The following is an 18,051-nucleotide window of genomic DNA, read 5'->3' as shown; positions in this document are numbered from 1 at the left end:
ATCCTAAGCCGGCAGCGGCGGCACCGGTTCGTCGGCTGCGCGGTCGCGCTTCGCCGTCACCAGGTGCTTGCGCATCCCCACCCACAACGCCAGCGACAGCAGCGAGATGCCGCCCAGCAGCAGGAACGCGGCGCGGTAGCCGAACGCCTGGGCGATCCAGCCGCCCAGCGCCGGACTCAGCGCCGCGCCGACGCCCTGCATCGTCATCACCGCGCCCTGCCCGACGTTGACCCGGCCGGTGCCCTGCAGCAGGTGCGCCACCAGCGCCGGCACCGCCACGCTCTGCAGGCCGGCGCCGACGCCATCGAGGATCTGCACCGGGAACACGCCCCAGGTATGGATGACGCTGGCGGCGATCAGCCCGCGCAGCGGCAATGCCAGGAAGGTCAGCAGCAGCACCCACCAGTGCCCGCGCACACGGATCAGGCGCATCGCCAGCAGCGAGACCAGCACCATGGTGGCCTGGGCGACGATGATGGTGGTGGCGGTCAGCGCGTTCGGGTCGCCCTGGTGCGCGGCCACCACCGCCATGCCGTACAGCGGCAGCATCGCCGCATTGCCCAGGTGGAACAGCGCCAGCGCCGCGGCCAGCACCAGCAACGGCTTGCAGGTCAGCAGCACCGACCAGCCACTGACGTGGGCGCCATTGTCGTCGTCCGCCTCGGCCATGCCGCGCGCGGCGCGGTGATCGATGGCGTCGCGCGGAATCATCAACACCGAGACGATCGCCAGCACGCCGAAGCAGCCGGTGAGCACGAACACCGCGCCGAAGCCGAATTTCCAGCCGAGCACACCGGCCAGCGCCGCGGCCACCACGTTGCCGGCGTGGCTGCCGACCTGGTTGCGCGCGATCTGGTGATCGAAACCGGCCTGGCGCACCAGGCCCAGCGTGATGCCGGACAGCGCCGGCCCCAGCGCGGCCGCGGCGAGCGCGGTCATCACCTGCGCGGCGATGACGCCGGGCAGGGTCGGCGACCACCACAGCAGCGCCGAGGCCAGCAGGATCATGCTGCAGCCGACCACCACGATGCTGCGCTTGCGCTTGGTCGCATCGACCAGCGCGCCGCCTGGCGTGGTGGCGAGCATGCCGACGATGCCGCCGGCGGTCATCACCGAGCCGATCGCGCCCAGCGACCAGCCCTTGGATTGCAGGAACACGCTCAGGAACGGGCCGAGCCCGTCCTGCACGTCGGCCATGGTGAAATTGAGCGCTTCCAGCGCGCGCGTACCGCGCGGGCGCTGACGCTGATCGGCGCCACTCATGCGCGCACCGGCGAGAGCGAAGGAAGCAAGGAAGGAGGCAGGAAAGCGTGGTGCAGCGCAGGCGGGACGGGCGGCATGACGGAGTCCTGGATGAGCGAAGGCAACACAGGCGCGGCGGTGGCCAGGGGCACACCGCCGCGACGGCTCGGTACTTAGTGGGGCTTGGGCTTGGGCTTGGGTTTCGGCTTCGGCCCGTCCTTCGGCGCAGCATCATGCGCATGCCCGTGCAACGGCTTGTGATGAGGCTTGGGCGGCTTCGGTTTCGGCGCCAATGGCTGCACCGTCGCCTCGCTCGCACCCAACGCCTGCGCATGCAGCACCTGGCCGTGCGCGGACTCCAGCAGTTCGCCCTGCGCCGCCAGCGGCTTGCCGGCGGCCAACCAACGCGCCGATTCCGGCACCGCGTGCGGCGGGAAGCGCACGATCAGCCCATCGTCCAACAGCGCACCATGCACCTGCCCGTGCGGACCGTGCAGCAGCCGCGCGATGGTGCCGGCGTGGCGTACCGCGTCCTGCGCGGGCTTGGGCTTGGCCGGCGGCTTGGGCTTGTGGGGCCCGGCATGCGGACCTTCATCGACGATGCGCTCGGCCCCGTCCGGATCGATCGCCAGCGCCACCAGCACATCGGCGCCGCGCGGCTTGAGCCCGCGCACGCCGAGGCTGGCGCCGGGATGCAGCGCCTTCAGTAGTTGCGCCGACAGGTGCGGCGGGGTGTGCACTTCGGTGCCATCGTCGAACAGCAGGCCGTCAACGTCGGCCTTGGGGTTGAGCAGGAAACGGGCGAGCGTGCCGCGGGTTTCCGGCAGGGAATCGGGATCGACCCAATGCATTTTGTTCTCCAGGAGAAAGGGGGAGCCGGCGGGGGCCGGCAGCGCCCGCCGCGAACGGCGGGCGCTGGGGTCAGGCGCGATGCGGCAGCGCCTGGATCAACGCGGTGCCGGCGGCGGCGGTGCAGCCGGCGCACCCGGTGCGCCCGGCGGCGGCGGTGCAGCCGGCGCACCCGGTGCGCCCGGCGGCGGCGGGGCCGCCGGCGGCGCAGGCGGGGCCGGCGGCGCGAACACGGCCTGCAGCGAATTGCGGTCGCGGCCGACCTGGGTGGCTTCCACCGAACGGCCGACCTGGGTCAGCACGCCGAAGCCGTTGACGCTCAGGCGCGCGCCGGGCCGCAGCAGTTCGCTGTACTGCAGGGCGGCGTGCGGCGGCATGCGCACCACGGTGCCGTCGCTGAGCAGCACGCCGGCGGTGTCGCCGCGCGGGCCGTAGACCAGCCGCTCGATGCGGCCATCGGCCTGCAGCGGGGTCAGGGCCGGCGGTGCGGGAGGCGCCGGCGGCGGCGTCATCGGGTTCGGCGGGCGGTCGACCACCTGCTTGCCGCTGCGACGCGCGGTGATGGTGCTGGCCTGCAGCAGCGGCAGGCTGCCCAGGCGATAGCCCTGCACCGACACCGCGTCGCCACGGCGCACCGCCGCCTGCAGATCGGCCGACAGGTGCGGCGGGAAGCTCACCTGGGTGCCGTCCATCAGCCACAGGCCATCGACGTCGCCGTTGGGGTTGAGCATGAAGCGCTCGACGGTGCCGTCCACGCGCACCGGCGTGGCAGCGACGGGGGCCGCGGGCGGCGGCGGCGGTGCCGGGACGCTGCCGGGCGCCGGCGGGGCGGGAGGTGCGGGCGGCGCCGGCACCTGCGCGGTGGCGGCAGCGGCGGCGGTGGCCAGCACCAGGGACAGAGCGAGTGCGCTACGACGGATCATGGATGTTCCTCCTGAGCGGCAAGGGGGCGCCGCTCGCAGAAGAGATAAAGCAGAGGCCGTGCCAACTTTTAAGCCATTGATCCTGAAGGTAATCGAGTACAAACTCGGGCTCCACGGCGTCTCCATTCCATCCACACCTGTCCGCTTTGCGGACAGGTGTGGATGGAATGGGATTGGAGATTCGGGATTGGGGATTCGTAAAAGCGGGTGTCGCTGCCTGATGTCAGGCGCTTCTACGAATCCCCAATCCCGACTCCCCAATCCCGCGGCGCGCCAGCGCGCCGCTAAAGCCCATACTCGTCGAGCTTGCGATACAGCAGCTGACGATGGATGCCGAGGCGGCGCGCGGCCTCGGCGCGGTTGCCGTGGGCCTGGGTCAGTGCCGCCTGGATCATCTGCCGTTCCAGTTGCGCGATCGCCTGCGGCAGGGTCAGTGCATCGGTGTCCAGCGCTGTGGGCATCTCGGCCGGTGGCGACGCCAGCAACTCATCCAGGTCGTGCGCCTCGATCACCGGCGCGCGCACCAGCACCTGACAGCGTTGCATGGCATTGCGCAGCTCGCGCACATTGCCCGGCCAGGGATAGGCACGCAGGCGCGCCTGCGCGTCGGCCGACAGGGTCTGCGGCGCGCTGGCACCGGCGGCGAGGAAGTGCTGGGCGAGCAGCAGGATGTCGTCGCCGCGCTCGCGCAGCGGCGGCAGTTCGATCGGCACCACGTTGAGCCGGTAGCGCAGGTCGCTGCGGAAGCGCCCGGCCTCCACCGCCTGCACCAGGTCGCGGTGGGTGGCGGCGATCACCCGCACGTCCACCTTCTGCGCGCCGCGCCCGCCCAGCGGCGACACCTCGCCTTCCTGCAGGAAGCGCAGCAGCTTGGCCTGCATCGGCAAGGGCATGTCGCCGATCTCGTCCAGGAACAGGGTGCCGCCGTCGGCGTCGCGGATCAGGCCGTTGCGGTCGCTCACCGCGCCGGAGAACGCGCCCTTGCGGTAGCCGAACAGTTCGCTCTCCATCAGCTCGGCGGGGATCGCGGCGCAATTGATCGCCACGAACGGCTGCGCGGCGCGGGCGCTGGCACGGTGCAGCGCGCGCGCCGCCAGTTCCTTGCCGGTGCCGGTTTCGCCGCTGATCAGCACAGGCAGGTCGGAGGCGGCGGCCAAGCCGATGCGCTTGTGCACGGTGCGCATCGCCGCGCTGTGGCCGAGCAGCGCGTCTGCCTCCTCGGCGGGCATCGCCGGCGCGGCGTCCGGCGTGTCGTCGCCGCGGCTGCGCAGCGCGCGCTCGACCACCTCGGCGATGTCGGCGCGGCCCACCGGCTTGACCAGGTGATCGAAGGCGCCGAGCGTCATCGCCTCGATGGTGTTGCCGCTGGAGGCATGCGCAGTGAGCATCACCAGCGGCACGCGCATGGCCTGCGCGTCGTCCTGGCGCGCGCGCATCAGCGCGATGCCGTCCATGCCGGGCATGCGGAAATCGACGAAGGCCAGATCGATGCCGCCCTCGCGCAGGCGTGCCAGGCCCTCGCGCGGGTCGGCCACGGCGATCGCCTCGTGGCCGAACGAGCGCAGCGTCGCCTGCAGGGTGCTGAGAAACGCCAGGTCGTCGTCGATGATCAGGATGCGCGCCATGGCAGCTCCAGGCTGAACTCGGTGATGCCGTCGCGATGCGCGTAGTGCGCTTCGCCGCCATGGGCGCGAGCGATCTCGCGCACCAGCGCCAGGCCCAGGCCGTTACCGTCGCTGCGGCCGCTGGCGAACGGCTCGAACAGATGCGCGGCCACCGGGGCCGGCACCGGGTCGCCGTGGTTGCGCACGCGCAGTTGCAGCACGTCGTCTTCGGTCTGCGCTTCCAGGGTCACCTCGGTGCCGGTCGCGGCGTGCTGCAGGGCATTGCGCAGCAGATTGAGCAATGCGCGCGCGGCCTGTTGCGGATCGAGCATCCACTGCGCCGGCGCCGCCTGCAGGCGCAGCGCGATCGGCGGCGCCTGCCCGTCCCAGTCGGCCGGTTCCAGCAGCGCCTGCAGCCACGGCTGCAGGACCACCGGCTGCCGGTGCAGGCGAATCGGCTGGACCATGCCGAGCAGGCTTTCCACCACCCCGTCCAGGCGCTGGATCTGCGCCAGCATCAGCTGCGCCTGGGCGTCGTCGGTGCCGTCGGCGTGCGCGGCGATCTGGTTTTCCAGCGCCAGCCGCAAGGTCGCGATCGGGTTGCGGATCTCGTGCGCCACGGTCGCAGTCATGCGTCCGAGCGCAGCCAGGCGTTCGTGTCGCGACAGTTCCTCGCCGAGCCGGCGGGTCTCGGCCAGCGCCTGCGCGCTGCGCTGCGCGTAGTCGGTGACCGCGGCGCCGAGCCGGTCCAGTTCCGGCGCACCGGTGCGCGGGATCTGCGGTACCTCGGCCGGCGTCGCCAGCGCCTGCTGGATGCCCTGCAGGCGCTGGCTCCAGCGCCGCACCACCCAGCCCAGCGCCAACGCCGAGACCACCACCAGCGCCAGGATCAGGCCCAGGCCCAACGCCAGCGGCAGGCTGGCGGCGGCATCGCTGGAGGCGACCCGGGTCATGGCCCAGGCCGCGGCCGTGCGGTCCAGCGGGCAGGCCGCGATCAGCAGGCTCTCGCGCTGCCCGTCGCGGCGGTAGTCCACCGTGTGCTGCGCCTCCACCCCGCGCTGCGCGGTGGAAATGATCACGTTGCGCTCGGCCGAGGGCACGTCGGTCTTGTGCTCGGTCCCGTCGTAGGTCGGATAGGCGTAGGCGAGAAAGCCGCGCTCGCGGTCCCAGAAGCCGCCTTCCACGCCGGCGGCATCGGCCAGCACCAGCTGCGACACCACCGCCGCCAGGCCGGTGCCGTCGCTGCCGTGGGCGGCGGCGCTGGCGCCGTTGTAACGCTGCACCATGCGCGTGCAGACCTCGCGCAGCCCGGTCTGCGCACGTTCGCTGCGCACGCCTTCGCTATGCCGATACAGCCCGACCAGCACCACCGCCATGCCCACGCAGGCGGCGACGATGACGATCCAGATCAGCAGCAGTTGCCGCAGCAGCGAACGGGGCATGGCCTACCTTGGGCGCGACGGAAGAGGCAGAGCGAACCGCGGCGATCGTACCCGGATCGCGATGCGGCCACGACTCACAGGGGCCAACACCACGTCGCGCGCGGTGTCAGGTGGGTACGGGCGGTGCGCAGGAACCGCAGCGGACACGTGGTGCATGCGGGGTTCGGGCACCGTCCGCGCCGCGTGCGGCTGGCCGCGCTCAGCGCAGGTTGGTCTTGACCAGCTCCAGCACCTCGTCGCCGCGCCCACTCATCACCGCGCGCAGCAGGTACAGGCCCATGCCCTTGGCCTGTTCCAGCTTGACCGCCGGCGGAATCGCCAGTTCCTGGCTGGCCACGCGCACGTCCACCAGCGCCGGGCCGGGATGCGCGAACGCCTCGCGCAGCGCGGGCTCCAGTTGCGCCGACTCGTCCACGCGCAGGCCCAGGATGCCCATGGCGTTGCTCATCGCGGCGAAGTCCGGATTGCTCAGGTCGGTGCCGGTGTCCAGGTAGCCGGCCGACTTCATTTCCATCGCCACGAAGCCAAGCGAACCGTTGTTGTAGACCACCACCTTCACCGGCAGGCCGAGCTGGGCCAGGGTGATGAAGTCGCCCATCAGCATGGTGAAGCCGCCATCGCCGGACAGCGAGATCACCTGCCGGCGCGGGAACTGCGCCTGCGCGCCCAACGCCTGCGGCATCGCATTGGCCATCGAGCCGTGGTTGAACGAACCGAGCAGGCGGCGCTGGCCGTTCATGGTCAGGTAGCGCGCCGCCCATACCGTCGGCGTGCCGACGTCGCAGGTGAAGATCGCATCGGCATCGGCCAGCGCATCGACCATGCGGGTGACGAACTGCGGATGCAGCGGCTCGCCTGGCGCCGACGCGACGGCCAGGTCGTCCAGGCCTTCGCGCGCCTTGCGGTAATGGGCCAGCGACTTCTCCAGGAAGCCGCGGTCCTCGCGCCGCTGCAGTCGCGGCAGCAGCGCGGCGATGGTTTCGCGCACGTCGGCGGCGATGCCCAACTGCAACGGCGTGCGCCGCCCCAGCGCGGCCGGGTCGTTGTCCACCTGCACGATGGTGGCGTCCTTGGGATAGAACTGCCGGTACGGGAAGTCGGTGCCGAGCATCAGCAAGGTGTCGCAGTTGAGCATGGCCTGGTAGCCGGAACTGAAGCCGATCAGGCCGGTCATGCCGACGTCGAACGGGTTGTCCCACTCCACGTGCTCCTTGCCGCGCAGCGCATGCACGATCGGCGCGCCGAGCGCGTCGGCCAGCGCCACCACCTCGTCGTGCGCGCCGGCGCAGCCGCTGCCGCACAGCAAGGTGGTGGCCTTGCTGGCCTGCAGCAGATCGGCCAGCTTGGCCACGTCGGCGTCGGCCGGCAGGATGCGCGGCGCGGCCAGCGCCGGCCACGCCGTCGGCGTGCCCTTGGGCATCTCCTGCAGGGCCACGTCGCCAGGGATCACCACCACCGCCACGCCGCGGCGCAGGATCGCGGTGCGCATCGCCCGCTGCAGCACCTCCGGCATCTGCGCCGGATTGGTCACCAGTTCGACGTAGTGGCTGCACTCGCGGAACAGTTCCTGCGGGTGTGTCTCCTGGAAATAGTTCAGGCCGATTTCCGAGGACGGGATGTGCGCGGCGATGGCCAGCACCGGCTGATGGCTGCGGTGGCAGTCGAACAGGCCGTTGATCAGGTGCAGGTTGCCCGGACCGCAACTGCCCGCGCACACCGCCAGCTTGCCGCTGACCGCGGCTTCGGCGCCTGCGGCGAAGGCGGCCACTTCTTCGTGGCGCACGTGCATCCACTCGATGCTGTCCATCTGCCGCAGCGCATCGGTCAACCCGTTGAGACTGTCGCCGGTGACGCCCCAGATGCGTTCGACGCCCGCGCTGTGCAGGGTTTCGGCGAGCAGGCGGGCCATGGTCTGCTTGGACATACGTGCTGAACTCCGGGTGGGGAGCCGCATGGTCGCACCGCGCGCGTTACCGACGCGTGGCGCAGACGAGATGCGTCTGCGCCTGCCGAACGCATGTTCAGCGCACGGTGCGGCTAGTCTTCGCCACGTGCAGCGGCAGCATCCTGCGCCGCATGGTCCGCATCGTCCTCGTGATAGCCACCGGGCGTGGCGCCCCTGCCATGAGCGCCGCCTGCATGCTCGCCGGTGGCGCCATAGGTGCCAGCCTGGCCCAGGTTGGGCTGGGTGCGTCCGCTGCGGTCCTCGCCGTGGTCCTGCGGCGCGTGTGTCTGCGGCGGAGGCATGGGCTGCGACGGCACGTCGCGGTCGCGGCCGCGCGCCACGCCGCTGTCGGCCGAGACATCGCCCTGCTCGCCGCGATACGCCGCCTGGCGTACGTCATGCGTGCCGGTGGGAGGTGAAGTGCGCTGGGCCATGACGATCTCCTGCAGAAGCGTGGGAATGCGTCACGCTAGGGCGGCATGCGTTAGCCGACCCGCAAGGCATCATGAAGAGCACGCGAGCAAGCGCGCCGCTGTCGACCCACACCACCACACCATCCGCACGCGACATGCACGCCTGCGCCACCCGTGCTGGCCGACGCTGGCGGCTCCTTCCGCACTGGAGCCTTTCGATGCCCGGTCTATTCTGGAAACTGGCGCTGGCCGGCACGGCCTTCGCCGCGATCCGCGCCTATCGCCGTCAGACGCACTCCGCCTCGCCCGAAGCGGCGTCTCCCGCCCCGAGTGCGGTCGCCGACGACCTCCGCGTCACGCCGCCGCACGGCGATACCCTGCATGCCACCGAGCGCGCGTCGACGACCGTCGCGGCGGACGATCCGGATGGCGCCGTGCCGGCCTGATCCCCTGCGACGCGCAGCGGCGTGTCGCGCTCATCGCCGGCACGCCGCTTACGTCATCATCGGCAAGCCCATGAACGTCTGGGTCAGCCCTTGGGGCGATCGTGGGTCTCGCGACCATCGCCATCGCGGGCATTGCGCGCGCGCAGCGCCTCGCCGGCCTTGCGCGCCAATTCCTCGTATTGGCGGCGAATCTCTTCCAGCCGCTTCTCGTCCAGCTCTTCCAGATCCAGCAGCTCGTTGTTGGCCTTGGCGCTGACCCGGATCAGTTCGTCGAGCTTGATCTGCATCGCCGCGGTATCGGCGTTCTGGGTGTGCTGGATCAGGAACACCATCAGGAAGGTGATGATGGTGGTACCGGTGTTGATGACCAGTTGCCAGGTGTCGTTGAAGCCGAACACCGGCCCACTCAGGCCCCACACCAGGACGATGCCCAGCGCGATGCAGAAGGTCCAGGGCGTGCCGGCGGCATACGACGCCTTCTTGGCGACGACATTGAACAACTTGGCAGGTTTCATCGCAGGCCCTCGCGCAATGGAAGACGCCTGCACCGCCGCCAGCGTCTGCAGGCGGCTGAGGATGATCGACCGCCTCCCGTGAGCGAGGCGTGCATGTGGCGCCAGCGCCGAGCCAATGAAAAAGGCGGGGTTGCCCCCGCCTTCTTGCTGTCTTGCCTGCGGCGCTCAGCCGGCCTGTTGCGTCGCCGGCTGTAGCGCGCGCGCCGGGCGCGGCCGGCTCGGGAAGGCGTGGCGCACGATCCGCCACACCACCTGACCGAACTGCCGCGGCAGCGAACCGGTGTTGTAGTGCTGGCCGTAGCGCGCGCAGATCTCGCGCACCTGCACCGCCAGCGCCGCGTAGCGGTTGGCCGGCACGTCCGGGAAGAAATGGTGCTCGATCTGGTGGCTGAGGTTGCCCGACAGCACGTTCAGCAGCTTGCCGCCGGCCAGGTTGGAAGAGCCGCGCAGCTGCCGCAGGTACCAGTGCCCGCGCGACTCGTTCTTGATCGAGTCCTTGGGGAAGGTCTCGGCATCGGCGGTGAAGTGGCCGCAGAAGATGATCACGAACGTCCAGATGCTGCGCAGCACGTTGGCGGTCAGGTTGCCCAGCAGCACCGGCAGGAAGAACGGGCCGGCCAGTGCCGGGAACAGGATGTAGTCCTTGAAGATCTGCCGGCCCATCTTGCGCCCGACCGGCAGGAACGTGCGCTTCAGTTCGCCGCGCTTCATCTTGCCGGCCAACCAGCGGCCCAGGCGCAGGTCCTGGATCGCCACGCCCCATTCGAACAGCAGCGCGAACACCACCGCGATGAACGGCTGCGCCAGGTAGAACGGGCGCCAGCGCTGCTCGGGGAAGATACGCAGCAGGCCATAGCCGATGTCGTCGTCCATGCCGCGCACGTTCGTGTAGGTGTGGTGCTTGAAGTTGTGCGTCTTGCGCCAGTTGTCGCCGGTGGCGACGATGTCCCACTCGTAGGTGTTGCCGTTCAAGTGCGCATCGCCCATCCAGTCGTACTGGCCGTGCATCACGTTGTGGCCCAGCTCCATGTTCTCCAGGATCTTGGACAGGGTCAGCAGCACCACGCCGGCGATCCACGCCGGCACCAGCACGCTGTGCACGAACGCGCCGAGGAACAACAGCGCGCGGCCGGCCACGCCGGTGTAGCGCACCGCGGCGACGATGCGGCGGATGTAGTGCGCGTCGCGCGCGCCCAGGTCGGCCAGCGTGCGCGTGCGCAGCGCATCCAGTTCGTCGCCGAAGGCCTGCAGTTCGGCCGGAGTCAATGCACGGTTGCGGGGAGCCGCCATGGGGAAGTCCTCAGAGGTCCAGGGTCAGGTCGCTGCTGGCGCTGTTGACGCACAGCTTCAGCGAACCGGGTTCGGCGGCGTGCGCGCCGCTGAGCAGATCACGGGTGACGCCGGCCTGCTTGCCGCAGGCGCAGCTGTTGCAGATGCCCATGCGGCAGCCGTGCTTGGGCCGCAGGCCTTCGGCCTCCAGCGCGGTGAGCAGCGACTGGCCGCGCGGCAGTTGCAGCACGCGGCCACTGCGCGCCAGGGTCACCGCCACGGTGCCTTCTTCGACATCGGCCGGGGCCGGCGGGGCGCTGAACGCCTCGGCCTGGAAGCGTGCCACGCGGTGCTGCAGGCGTGCACGCGCGGACTGCACGAAACCGCCCGGGCCGCAGGCCAGCACCTGCACCTGTTCCAGGCTGCCCAGGGACTCCAGCGGCAGCGTGTCCACACGCGGCGCCGGCGTCTCGCCTTCGCCGGTAATGGCCAGATGCAGGCGGAAGCGCGGATGCGCCGCGGCCAGCGCCTGCAGTTCATCGCGGAAGCAGACCTGGTCGTGGCGCCGCGCCCAGTACAGCAGGTCGACGTCGGCCGGCATGCCGGCGTCGGCCAGTTGCCGCAGCAACGCGCGCATCGGGGTGATGCCGCTGCCGGCGGCCAGCAGCAGCCAGCGGCCGTGCGGCGCGGTCGGCAGCACCATCTCGCCGTAGGCCTGGCCGAGCTCGAACACCTCGCCGAGACGCGCCGCGCCGGCCAGGTATTGGCTGACCCGGCCGCCGTCGATGGTCTTGACGGTGATCGCCAGGCGCCCGCCCGGCAAGGGCGTGGGGCTGTAGCTGCGCAGCAGCCGGCGGCCGTCGATCTCCACGCCCAGTTCCACGTGCTGGCCGGCGCGCAGGCCGCGCCAGTGGCGGTTTGGCTGCAGCACCAGGGTCACCGCGTCGCTGCTGGCGGCCTCGCGCTGCACCAGGCGCGCGCGCGGGCGCTGCCAGGTCCACAGCGGATGCAGGCGGGTGGACCAGAAATCGAACACGTCCGGCTTGACCCAGGCGCGCAGGGCGCGGGCGGCGGGGCGGGACTTGGCGGGACGGCGGGCAGCGTTCATGGGGTCCACTATACAGGCGAAGATACAGATGTCTATACACTTGTGCATTCAGCAATGGCGGTATCATCCCTCATTGCCTGGTCCGGTCTGCCCATGACGACGATCTCCCCTCCTCCGTCCGCGGACATGCCGACCGTCCGCAAAGGCGCGATCTCGCGCGAGGACCTGCTGGCGGCGGCCCTGAAGCTGATCGGGCCGCACCGCAGCGTGTCCACGCTGAGCCTGCGCGAGGTCACCCGCGAGGCCGGCATCGCCCCCAACAGCTTCTACCGTCAGTTCCGCGACATGGACGAGCTGGCGGTGGCGCTGATCGACCTGGCCGGCAGTTCGCTGCGCACCATCATCGGCCAGGCGCGCCAGCGCGCTGCCGGCACCCGCCGCAGCATCATCCTCAGTTCCGTGGAGACTTTCATGGAACAGTTGCGCGCCGACGACAAGCTGCTGCACGTCCTGTTACGCGAGGGCACGGTCGGCTCGGACGCGTTCAAGCACGCGGTGGACCGCGAGCTGAACTACTTCGAGGACGAACTGCGGGTGGACCTGATCCGCCTGGCCGCGCTGGAAGGCACGCCGCTGCACGAACCGGCGCTGGTGTCCAAGGCGATCACCCGGCTGGTGTTCGCGATGGGCGCCACCGCGATGGACCTGCCACCAGAAAAGGACCCGGAACTGATCCGGCAGATCACCGCGATGCTGCGCATGATCATCGTCGGCTCGCGCACGCTCGCCGCCGGCTGAGTTCGCGGCGCGGCGGCATCGGCTGCCGCAGACAGCCGCCAGCGTGGGCGCTCGCCCGCGTCGTGACATGCCGGCGACATGGCCTTGGCCCCGGCTTTACCTGCGCCTGCCCACCCTCGTTGGACACTCCCCCAACGAGACATGCCCATGGCCGTTCCCAACTATCCGTCGCCGCCGTTCAAGGCGCAGCAGCAATCCTTCCCCGGCAAGACCCAGGCCATGGATCCGAAACCGGATCATGGCGAAGACAGCTATGTCGGCCACGGACTGCTGCAGGGCAAGCGCACCCTCATCACCGGCGGCGACAGCGGCATCGGCGCGGCGGTGGCGATCGCCTATGCCCGCGAGGGCGCCGATGTCGCCATCGCCTATCTGCCCGACGAGCAGGACGACGCAGAACGTATTGCCAAGCTGGTCGAAGACGCCGGCGTGCGCGTGCTGCTGCATCCGTGCGACATCAGCGACCGTGCGCAGGCCGAAACCCTGATCAAGACCGTGGCCGACGCCTTCGGCGGCCTCGACGTGCTGGTCAACAACGCCGCCTACCAGCGCTATTTCCACAGCTTCGACGAGATCACCCTCGACGAATGGGAAAAGACCTTCGCCACCAACGTGCACGCGCCCTTCCACCTGGTGCGGTTGGCGCTGCCGCACATGCCCGAGGGCGGTTCGATCATCAACACCGCCTCGGTGAACTCGAAGAAGCCCACGCCCAACATCCTGCCGTACTCGGCGACCAAGGGCGCGCTGGCCAACCTCACCATCGGCCTGGCCGGCCTGCTCGCCGAGAAGAAGATCCGGGTCAATGCGGTGTTGCCGGGCCCGATCTGGACCCCGTTCATTCCCACCGGCATGGACGAGGAATCGGTGCGGACCTTCGGCGAGCAGACACCGTTCGGCCGCCCTGGCCAGCCGGCGGAACTGGCCTCGGCCTATGTGCTGCTGGCTGCCGATACCTCGAGCTATACCTCGGGCACGCTGCTGACGATTTCGGGTGGAGCGGTGACGCTGTAGAGCCGGGATTCGGGATTCGGGATTCGGGATTCGGAAATCGGGAATGGGAAGAGCACCGCGGGCTGGCGGTGCCGTACGAGCGGCTTTTGTCCCCTTTTCCGGATCGGCCGCAAGCGGCTTTCCCAACATGTTCTCGCGGTAGTTACCCACACGCACGCATCGCATACGCGATGCAATTCATCGCACTCGCGTAGGAGCGGCTTCAGCCGCGACGGGCGTCCCACTAACGCCTGTCGCGGCTGGATGGAACATGCGGCGCCCGCACATCGCACATCGCACCGCCACCTGTGCACATCTCCTCACGCCGCATCTCGCATGGCATTCACCCTGCGCTGCAACCGCTCTAACGGCGACGGGTCTAGCGTGGTTGCACAGGGGAAAAACACACGGACGCGCGATGCGATGCACGTTGCGTCGCGCACAACATCTGGAGCGATATCCATGACCCGAAGCAACACCGAACGCTTGTTGAAGTGGCTGCAGGACGCCTATGCGATGGAGCAGGAGGCCAACACCATGCTCACTGCCACCGCCGGCCGCCTGGAGCACTACCCGCAGCTGAAGGCGCGCATCGAGCAGCACGTGAACGAAACCCGCGATCAGTCCGAGCAGGTCAAGCGCTGCATCGAGATCCTCGACGGCTCGATCCCCACGATCAAGGGCACTGTGGCCAGCGTGATGGCGTCGGTGCATGCCGCCGGCAATTCGATGATGAGCGATGAAGTGGTCAAGAGCCTGGGCGTCAGCTATGCGTTCGAGCACGTGGAGATCGCCAGCTATCGCGCGCTGGTCATCGCCGCCAAGGAAGCCGGGCAGACCGAGATCGCTGACATCTGCGCCGCCATCCTCGACCAGGAAATCGCCATGGCTGAATGGCTGATCGAACACCAGGAAGCCACCGTCCTGGCTTTCCTGAAGCGCGAACGCACCGAAGGCGAGACCGCCAAGCACTGAGCAACGGCGTACGCGACACCACGCGCACGACATTCCCCCGCATCACCCATTACCTATCGACCGGAGACTCCCCATGGCTGTCAAGACCATCGACGAATTGTTCATCCACGAGCTGTCGGACATCTACAGCGCCGAGAAACAGCTGACCAAGGCATTGCCGCGCCTGGCGCGCGCCTCCACCAATCCGGCGCTACGCGCCGCGTTCGAAGCGCATCTGGAAGAAACCCAGGGCCAGATCGAACGCATCGACCAGATCGTCGAAAAAGGCAACCTGCGCCTGAAGCGGATCAAATGCGCCGCCATGGAAGGCCTGGTGGAAGAAGGCAAGGAAGTGATCGAGTCGATCGAAGCCGGCCCGGTGCGCGACGCTGCGCTGATCGGCGGCGCGCAGAAGGTCGAGCACTATGAGATCGCCTCCTACGGCACCCTCGCCGCCATGGCCAAGCAACTGGGCATGGACGACGCGCTGACCCTGCTGCTGGAAACGCTCAACGAAGAGAAGTCCACCGACGAGAAGCTGACCCTGCTCGCCGAACAGGGCGGCAACGAAGAAGCCTCGCGCAAGCGCAAGGCGGCCTGACCGCCCTGCCGCGGCCCGCTACGGCGGCGCCGCGGCGTCCCAGACGCCTATCCCCCACGCGCGGACGCCGGTCGCGTCATTGCGTCGTCGCGACGTTCGGGCGGCACTCCAGGAGATTTTCCATGTTCATGCACAACAAACGGCTGATGTACACGGTCCGCGTGGCGCAGCCCGACCCGGCACTGGCCTCGCTGATGCTGGAGCAGTTCGGCGGCCCACAGGGCGAGCTCGCCGCAGCCATGCGCTACTTCACCCAGGCCATCGGCGAGGTCGATCCCGGCCGTAAGGACCTGTTGTACGACATTGCGACCGAGGAACTCAGCCACCTGGAAATCATCGGCTCGATCATCGCGATGCTCAACCAGGGCCCGAAGGCGGTGCTGTCCGAAGGCATGGCCGAGGCGGAGGACATGCGCAACCTCACCCTCAACAACAACACCAGCCAGACGCAGCAAATCCTCTACGGCGGCGGTCCGGCCTTGGTCAATTCCAGCGGCGTGCCGTGGAGCGCGGCCTACGTCGACAGCATCGGCGAACCGACGGCCGACCTGCGCTCAAACATCGCGGCCGAAGCGCGCGCCAAGATCGTCTACGAGCGTCTGATCAACGTCACCGACGATCCCGGCATCGTCGATGCGCTGACCTTCCTGATGACCCGCGAAGTGGCGCACCAGAAGTCGTTCGAGAAGGCGCTGTACTCGATCGAGCCGAACTTCCCGCCGGGCAAGCTGCCGGGCGATCCGGCCTTTACCGACCGTTACTACGACATGTCGCAAGGCGAAGGCGACATGCACGGACCTTGGAATAGCGGTAGCCAGTGGGAAGTGATCGCCGATCGCAACCGCCAGGTGGCGGTGGACGGTGGCAGTGGCGTCCCCAGCGTCGGCCTGAGCGAATTGGAACAAAGCGCGGTGCAAGCGCTGGCCGCGCGTACGCTGTCGCAGCCGGACAGCGACCCGACCACCGGTGCCGACCTGGGCGCTGGACCGGGTGCCGGCTCGACCAAGGGCAGCGTGGCGCGCTAGCGCTCCACTGCAGGTACTATCGCAAGCACGCCGCGATGCGCAAGCATCGCGGCGTTCGTGTGACCGGGCGATTGGCTGTGCGCTCGGCGCCGTCCACCGTGGCGTCGCGATCAATCGCCGGTCTGCTGATGCGGCGCGTGCACCGGCTTGGATTGCGGGGAATCCTTCTGCCGCAGCCAGATGGTCAACACCACCAACGCGAACACGGCAAGGAACTCGCTTTGCCAGTTCTGCATCGATTCGAACCAGAACTGCGCGCCACTGACGTGTTCCCAGAACGACGGCGGCGGCTGGTGCTGCATCGCCTGCTCGGCCACTTCGTGACGCCAGCTGCCCAACGCATGCAGCACGAAGCTGAGCAAGAACAGGGTGCCGAAAGCCAGGGCCAGCGAACGCTCGTACAGCGCCAACCAGAGGCCGCCGGCGCGCACCGGCCAAGGCACCGGACCGGACGCGACGTTATCGTCTTCCTGCGCCGGCGACAGCGGTCGCGATTCGGCCGATCCCCACTGGCGCAGCTTCACCGTCAGTACCAAGTACATGCCCATCTGCAGGAACTCGCTCTCCCAGTTCTCGAACAGTGCGCCGATGAAATGCCCGCTGTGCAGGTACTGCCACATCGGCAGCGCCGCCAGCCCCTGCTGCCGCAGTTCCTCGTTGTAGGCCTGGTGACCACTGAGTGCCTGGCCGACCATGAACAGCAGGCTCAGCGCCAACAACACGATCGACAGGCTATTGCGTTTCCAGAACATGGAAGTGGCTCCTTCTTCGCCCGCCGCAATGCCGGCGCGCGCCGTCGCTGCGACCATAGGCAGCGTTGGGCAAAGAGTGGATGAAGAAGGTGTCGCACACGCCTCTGCTGCCAAGCGGCGCCGTTACTCGTAGATACCGTCTTACCCCCTAGCAGGCAAGGCCCCTTTTCGGGTCGAACGCGGTGCCCGATTTGAGGACGCCATAGGCGAGGTGCAGGAGCTTGCGCATGGCGGCGCACACGATCTGCTTGCCGGCTTTGCCGCGTTCGCTTAGCCGCTGTTTCAGCGCCCGGATGACCGGATTGTGGGTCATGGCCACCAGGGCCGGCATGAACAGGCCAGCGCGCAGGCGGGGCGAGCCGGTGCGCGAGATGCAGACATGGCCTTTGCGGTCGCCCGACTCCTGCAGGCACGGATTCAGGCCGGCGAAGGCGGTCACCGCCGAGGCATCGGCAAAGCGCCTCACATCGCCAAGCTCAGCCAGCATCAAGGCCGCACTGGTGTCGGCGATGCCCTGGATGCTCACCAGTAACTCGCGCTGCCCCCGCAAGGTCGGATCCTGGTCGATATGGTCATCGATGGCCTGCTCGATCTGGGCGATGTGATGTTGCAGATCGGCCAGATGGACCTGGATCGAGTCCTTCACCTGGGCCGGAGCGACGTCCAGCCGGTTGCGCTCCATCTGCAGCATCTGTTGCAAGTCCTGGCGCCGGCGCACCAGTGCCTTGAGTTGCTTGAGCGCCGGCGGATCAGGGTGCCAACGGCGTAACTGCTCGCGGTGACGCAGGGCATAGCTGGCGATCAGCTTGGCATCGCTGCGATCGGTCTTGACCCGGCTGAGCTGGCTGCGTGCATACGCGGCCGTCTGCGCCGGGTTGAGCACGCACACCCGATAGCCTCGTGCGTGGAGGAACTCGGCCAGTGCCTGGTGGTAGGTGCCAGTGGCCTCCATGGCGATCCAGCTATCGGGCTGCGCATGGGTCTGCAGCCATGCCTGCAGGGCCTGGAAGCCCTTGGCATCGTTGGACAACTTGGCCTTGGTACGGTGCTTGCCATTGGTCAGCTCGCTGGCCACATCGAAACTGCGCTTGGCGACGTCGATGCCGATGACGGGAGACATACGCGATTCCTCCATCGTGTCAGGGTCATGATCGGCGCTGTGCCCGGTCCTGCCTTGTCGATGCGAGTTCACGCCGGGGGCGGACTCTGGATACCGTTCGGACACCCAAGGG

The 18,051-nt window shown here is 68.9% G+C and carries 18 protein-coding genes and 1 other RNA gene; 6 read left to right on the top strand and 13 right to left on the bottom strand.

The annotated features are described in order from the left end of the window. Positions 1-3 precede the first annotated feature (3 nt). From QN245_RS03675 to QN245_RS03640, 8 genes are all read right to left on the bottom strand, one after another. On the bottom strand, positions 4-1,263 hold the full coding sequence (locus QN245_RS03675; protein WP_317844592.1) for an MFS transporter: 1,260 nt from the start codon (positions 1,261-1,263) through the stop codon (positions 4-6). 152 nt (positions 1,264-1,415) lie between these two features. After that, the gene (locus QN245_RS03670) at positions 1,416-2,093 is read right to left on the bottom strand and encodes a hypothetical protein (protein ID WP_184646011.1); all 678 of its coding nucleotides are present in this window, start codon (positions 2,091-2,093) and stop codon (positions 1,416-1,418) included. Between the two features lie 96 nt (positions 2,094-2,189). Next, positions 2,190-3,014, bottom strand: a complete 825-nt coding sequence (locus QN245_RS03665; protein ID WP_317844591.1) for a hypothetical protein — start codon at positions 3,012-3,014, stop codon at positions 2,190-2,192. Between the two features lie 284 nt (positions 3,015-3,298). Next, a complete protein-coding gene (locus tag QN245_RS03660; RefSeq protein WP_317844590.1) occupies positions 3,299-4,639 on the bottom strand; it encodes a sigma-54-dependent transcriptional regulator in 1,341 nt (446 codons plus the stop codon). Next, the gene (locus QN245_RS03655; RefSeq protein ID WP_160966090.1) at positions 4,624-6,060 is read right to left on the bottom strand and encodes a sensor histidine kinase; all 1,437 of its coding nucleotides are present in this window, start codon (positions 6,058-6,060) and stop codon (positions 4,624-4,626) included. Before QN245_RS03655 ends, QN245_RS03660 begins: the two co-directional genes overlap by 16 nt. 81 nt (positions 6,061-6,141) lie before the next feature. Further along, positions 6,142-6,216, bottom strand: a non-coding RNA gene (locus tag QN245_RS03650) — sX9 sRNA. Positions 6,217-6,259: 43 nt separating this feature from the next. Then, positions 6,260-7,969 carry a ubiquinone-dependent pyruvate dehydrogenase gene (poxB, locus tag QN245_RS03645; protein WP_317845297.1) on the bottom strand — a complete coding sequence of 570 codons (1,710 nt, stop codon included), beginning with the start codon at positions 7,967-7,969 and terminating at the stop codon, positions 6,260-6,262. A 128-nt stretch (positions 7,970-8,097) separates the two neighbouring features. Further along, positions 8,098-8,439 carry a hypothetical protein gene (locus QN245_RS03640; RefSeq protein WP_160966086.1) on the bottom strand — a complete coding sequence of 114 codons (342 nt, stop codon included), beginning with the start codon at positions 8,437-8,439 and terminating at the stop codon, positions 8,098-8,100. 71 nt (positions 8,440-8,510) lie between these two features. On the opposite strand from QN245_RS03640, the gene QN245_RS03635 reads away from it, so the two are divergent. Next, a complete protein-coding gene (locus QN245_RS03635) occupies positions 8,511-8,864 on the top strand; it encodes a hypothetical protein (protein WP_237475271.1) in 354 nt (117 codons plus the stop codon). Between the two features lie 83 nt (positions 8,865-8,947). On the opposite strand, the gene QN245_RS03630 is transcribed toward QN245_RS03635, so the two are convergent. From QN245_RS03630 to QN245_RS03620, 3 genes are all read right to left on the bottom strand, one after another. Then, on the bottom strand, positions 8,948-9,379 hold the full coding sequence (locus tag QN245_RS03630; protein WP_160966084.1) for a low affinity iron permease family protein: 432 nt from the start codon (positions 9,377-9,379) through the stop codon (positions 8,948-8,950). Between the two features lie 165 nt (positions 9,380-9,544). Next, a complete protein-coding gene (locus QN245_RS03625; RefSeq protein ID WP_317844589.1) occupies positions 9,545-10,669 on the bottom strand; it encodes a fatty acid desaturase family protein in 1,125 nt (374 codons plus the stop codon). Between the two features lie 10 nt (positions 10,670-10,679). Beyond that, on the bottom strand, positions 10,680-11,756 hold the full coding sequence (locus QN245_RS03620) for a ferredoxin reductase (RefSeq protein ID WP_160966080.1): 1,077 nt from the start codon (positions 11,754-11,756) through the stop codon (positions 10,680-10,682). 93 nt (positions 11,757-11,849) lie between these two features. Here QN245_RS03620 and fabR point away from each other — a divergent pair, with 93 nt between their 5' ends. From fabR to QN245_RS03595, 5 genes are all read left to right on the top strand, one after another. Further along, positions 11,850-12,494, top strand: a complete 645-nt coding sequence (gene fabR / locus QN245_RS03615) for an HTH-type transcriptional repressor FabR (protein WP_160966078.1) — start codon at positions 11,850-11,852, stop codon at positions 12,492-12,494. 147 nt (positions 12,495-12,641) lie between these two features. After that, positions 12,642-13,508, top strand: a complete 867-nt coding sequence (locus QN245_RS03610; protein ID WP_152182127.1) for an SDR family oxidoreductase — start codon at positions 12,642-12,644, stop codon at positions 13,506-13,508. Positions 13,509-13,949: 441 nt separating this feature from the next. After that, entirely contained in the window at positions 13,950-14,462 is a 513-nt protein-coding gene (locus tag QN245_RS03605; protein WP_160966074.1) for a ferritin-like domain-containing protein, read from the top strand. 73 nt (positions 14,463-14,535) lie between these two features. Continuing rightward, positions 14,536-15,042, top strand: a complete 507-nt coding sequence (locus tag QN245_RS03600) for a YciE/YciF ferroxidase family protein (RefSeq protein ID WP_160966072.1) — start codon at positions 14,536-14,538, stop codon at positions 15,040-15,042. 122 nt (positions 15,043-15,164) lie between these two features. After that, positions 15,165-16,067 (top strand): manganese catalase family protein, encoded by a 903-nt coding sequence (locus tag QN245_RS03595; RefSeq protein WP_160966070.1) that lies wholly within the window; start codon positions 15,165-15,167, stop codon positions 16,065-16,067. A gap of 110 nt (positions 16,068-16,177) precedes the next feature. Here QN245_RS03595 and QN245_RS03590 read toward each other — a convergent pair whose 3' ends face one another. After that, a complete protein-coding gene (locus QN245_RS03590; protein ID WP_317844588.1) occupies positions 16,178-16,819 on the bottom strand; it encodes a DUF6766 family protein in 642 nt (213 codons plus the stop codon). 148 nt (positions 16,820-16,967) lie between these two features. Then, positions 16,968-17,939: an IS110 family RNA-guided transposase gene (locus QN245_RS03585; protein ID WP_317843406.1), complete on the bottom strand. Its 972-nt coding sequence runs from the start codon at positions 17,937-17,939 to the stop codon at positions 16,968-16,970. Between the last annotated feature and the right edge of the window lie 112 nt (positions 17,940-18,051).

This window comes from Xanthomonas rydalmerensis, from assembly GCF_033170385.1.
Lineage (GTDB): Bacteria > Pseudomonadota > Gammaproteobacteria > Xanthomonadales > Xanthomonadaceae > Xanthomonas_A > Xanthomonas_A rydalmerensis.
Note: the sequence above shows the minus strand (reverse complement) of the source record. Positions and strands in the feature narration are given on the sequence as shown.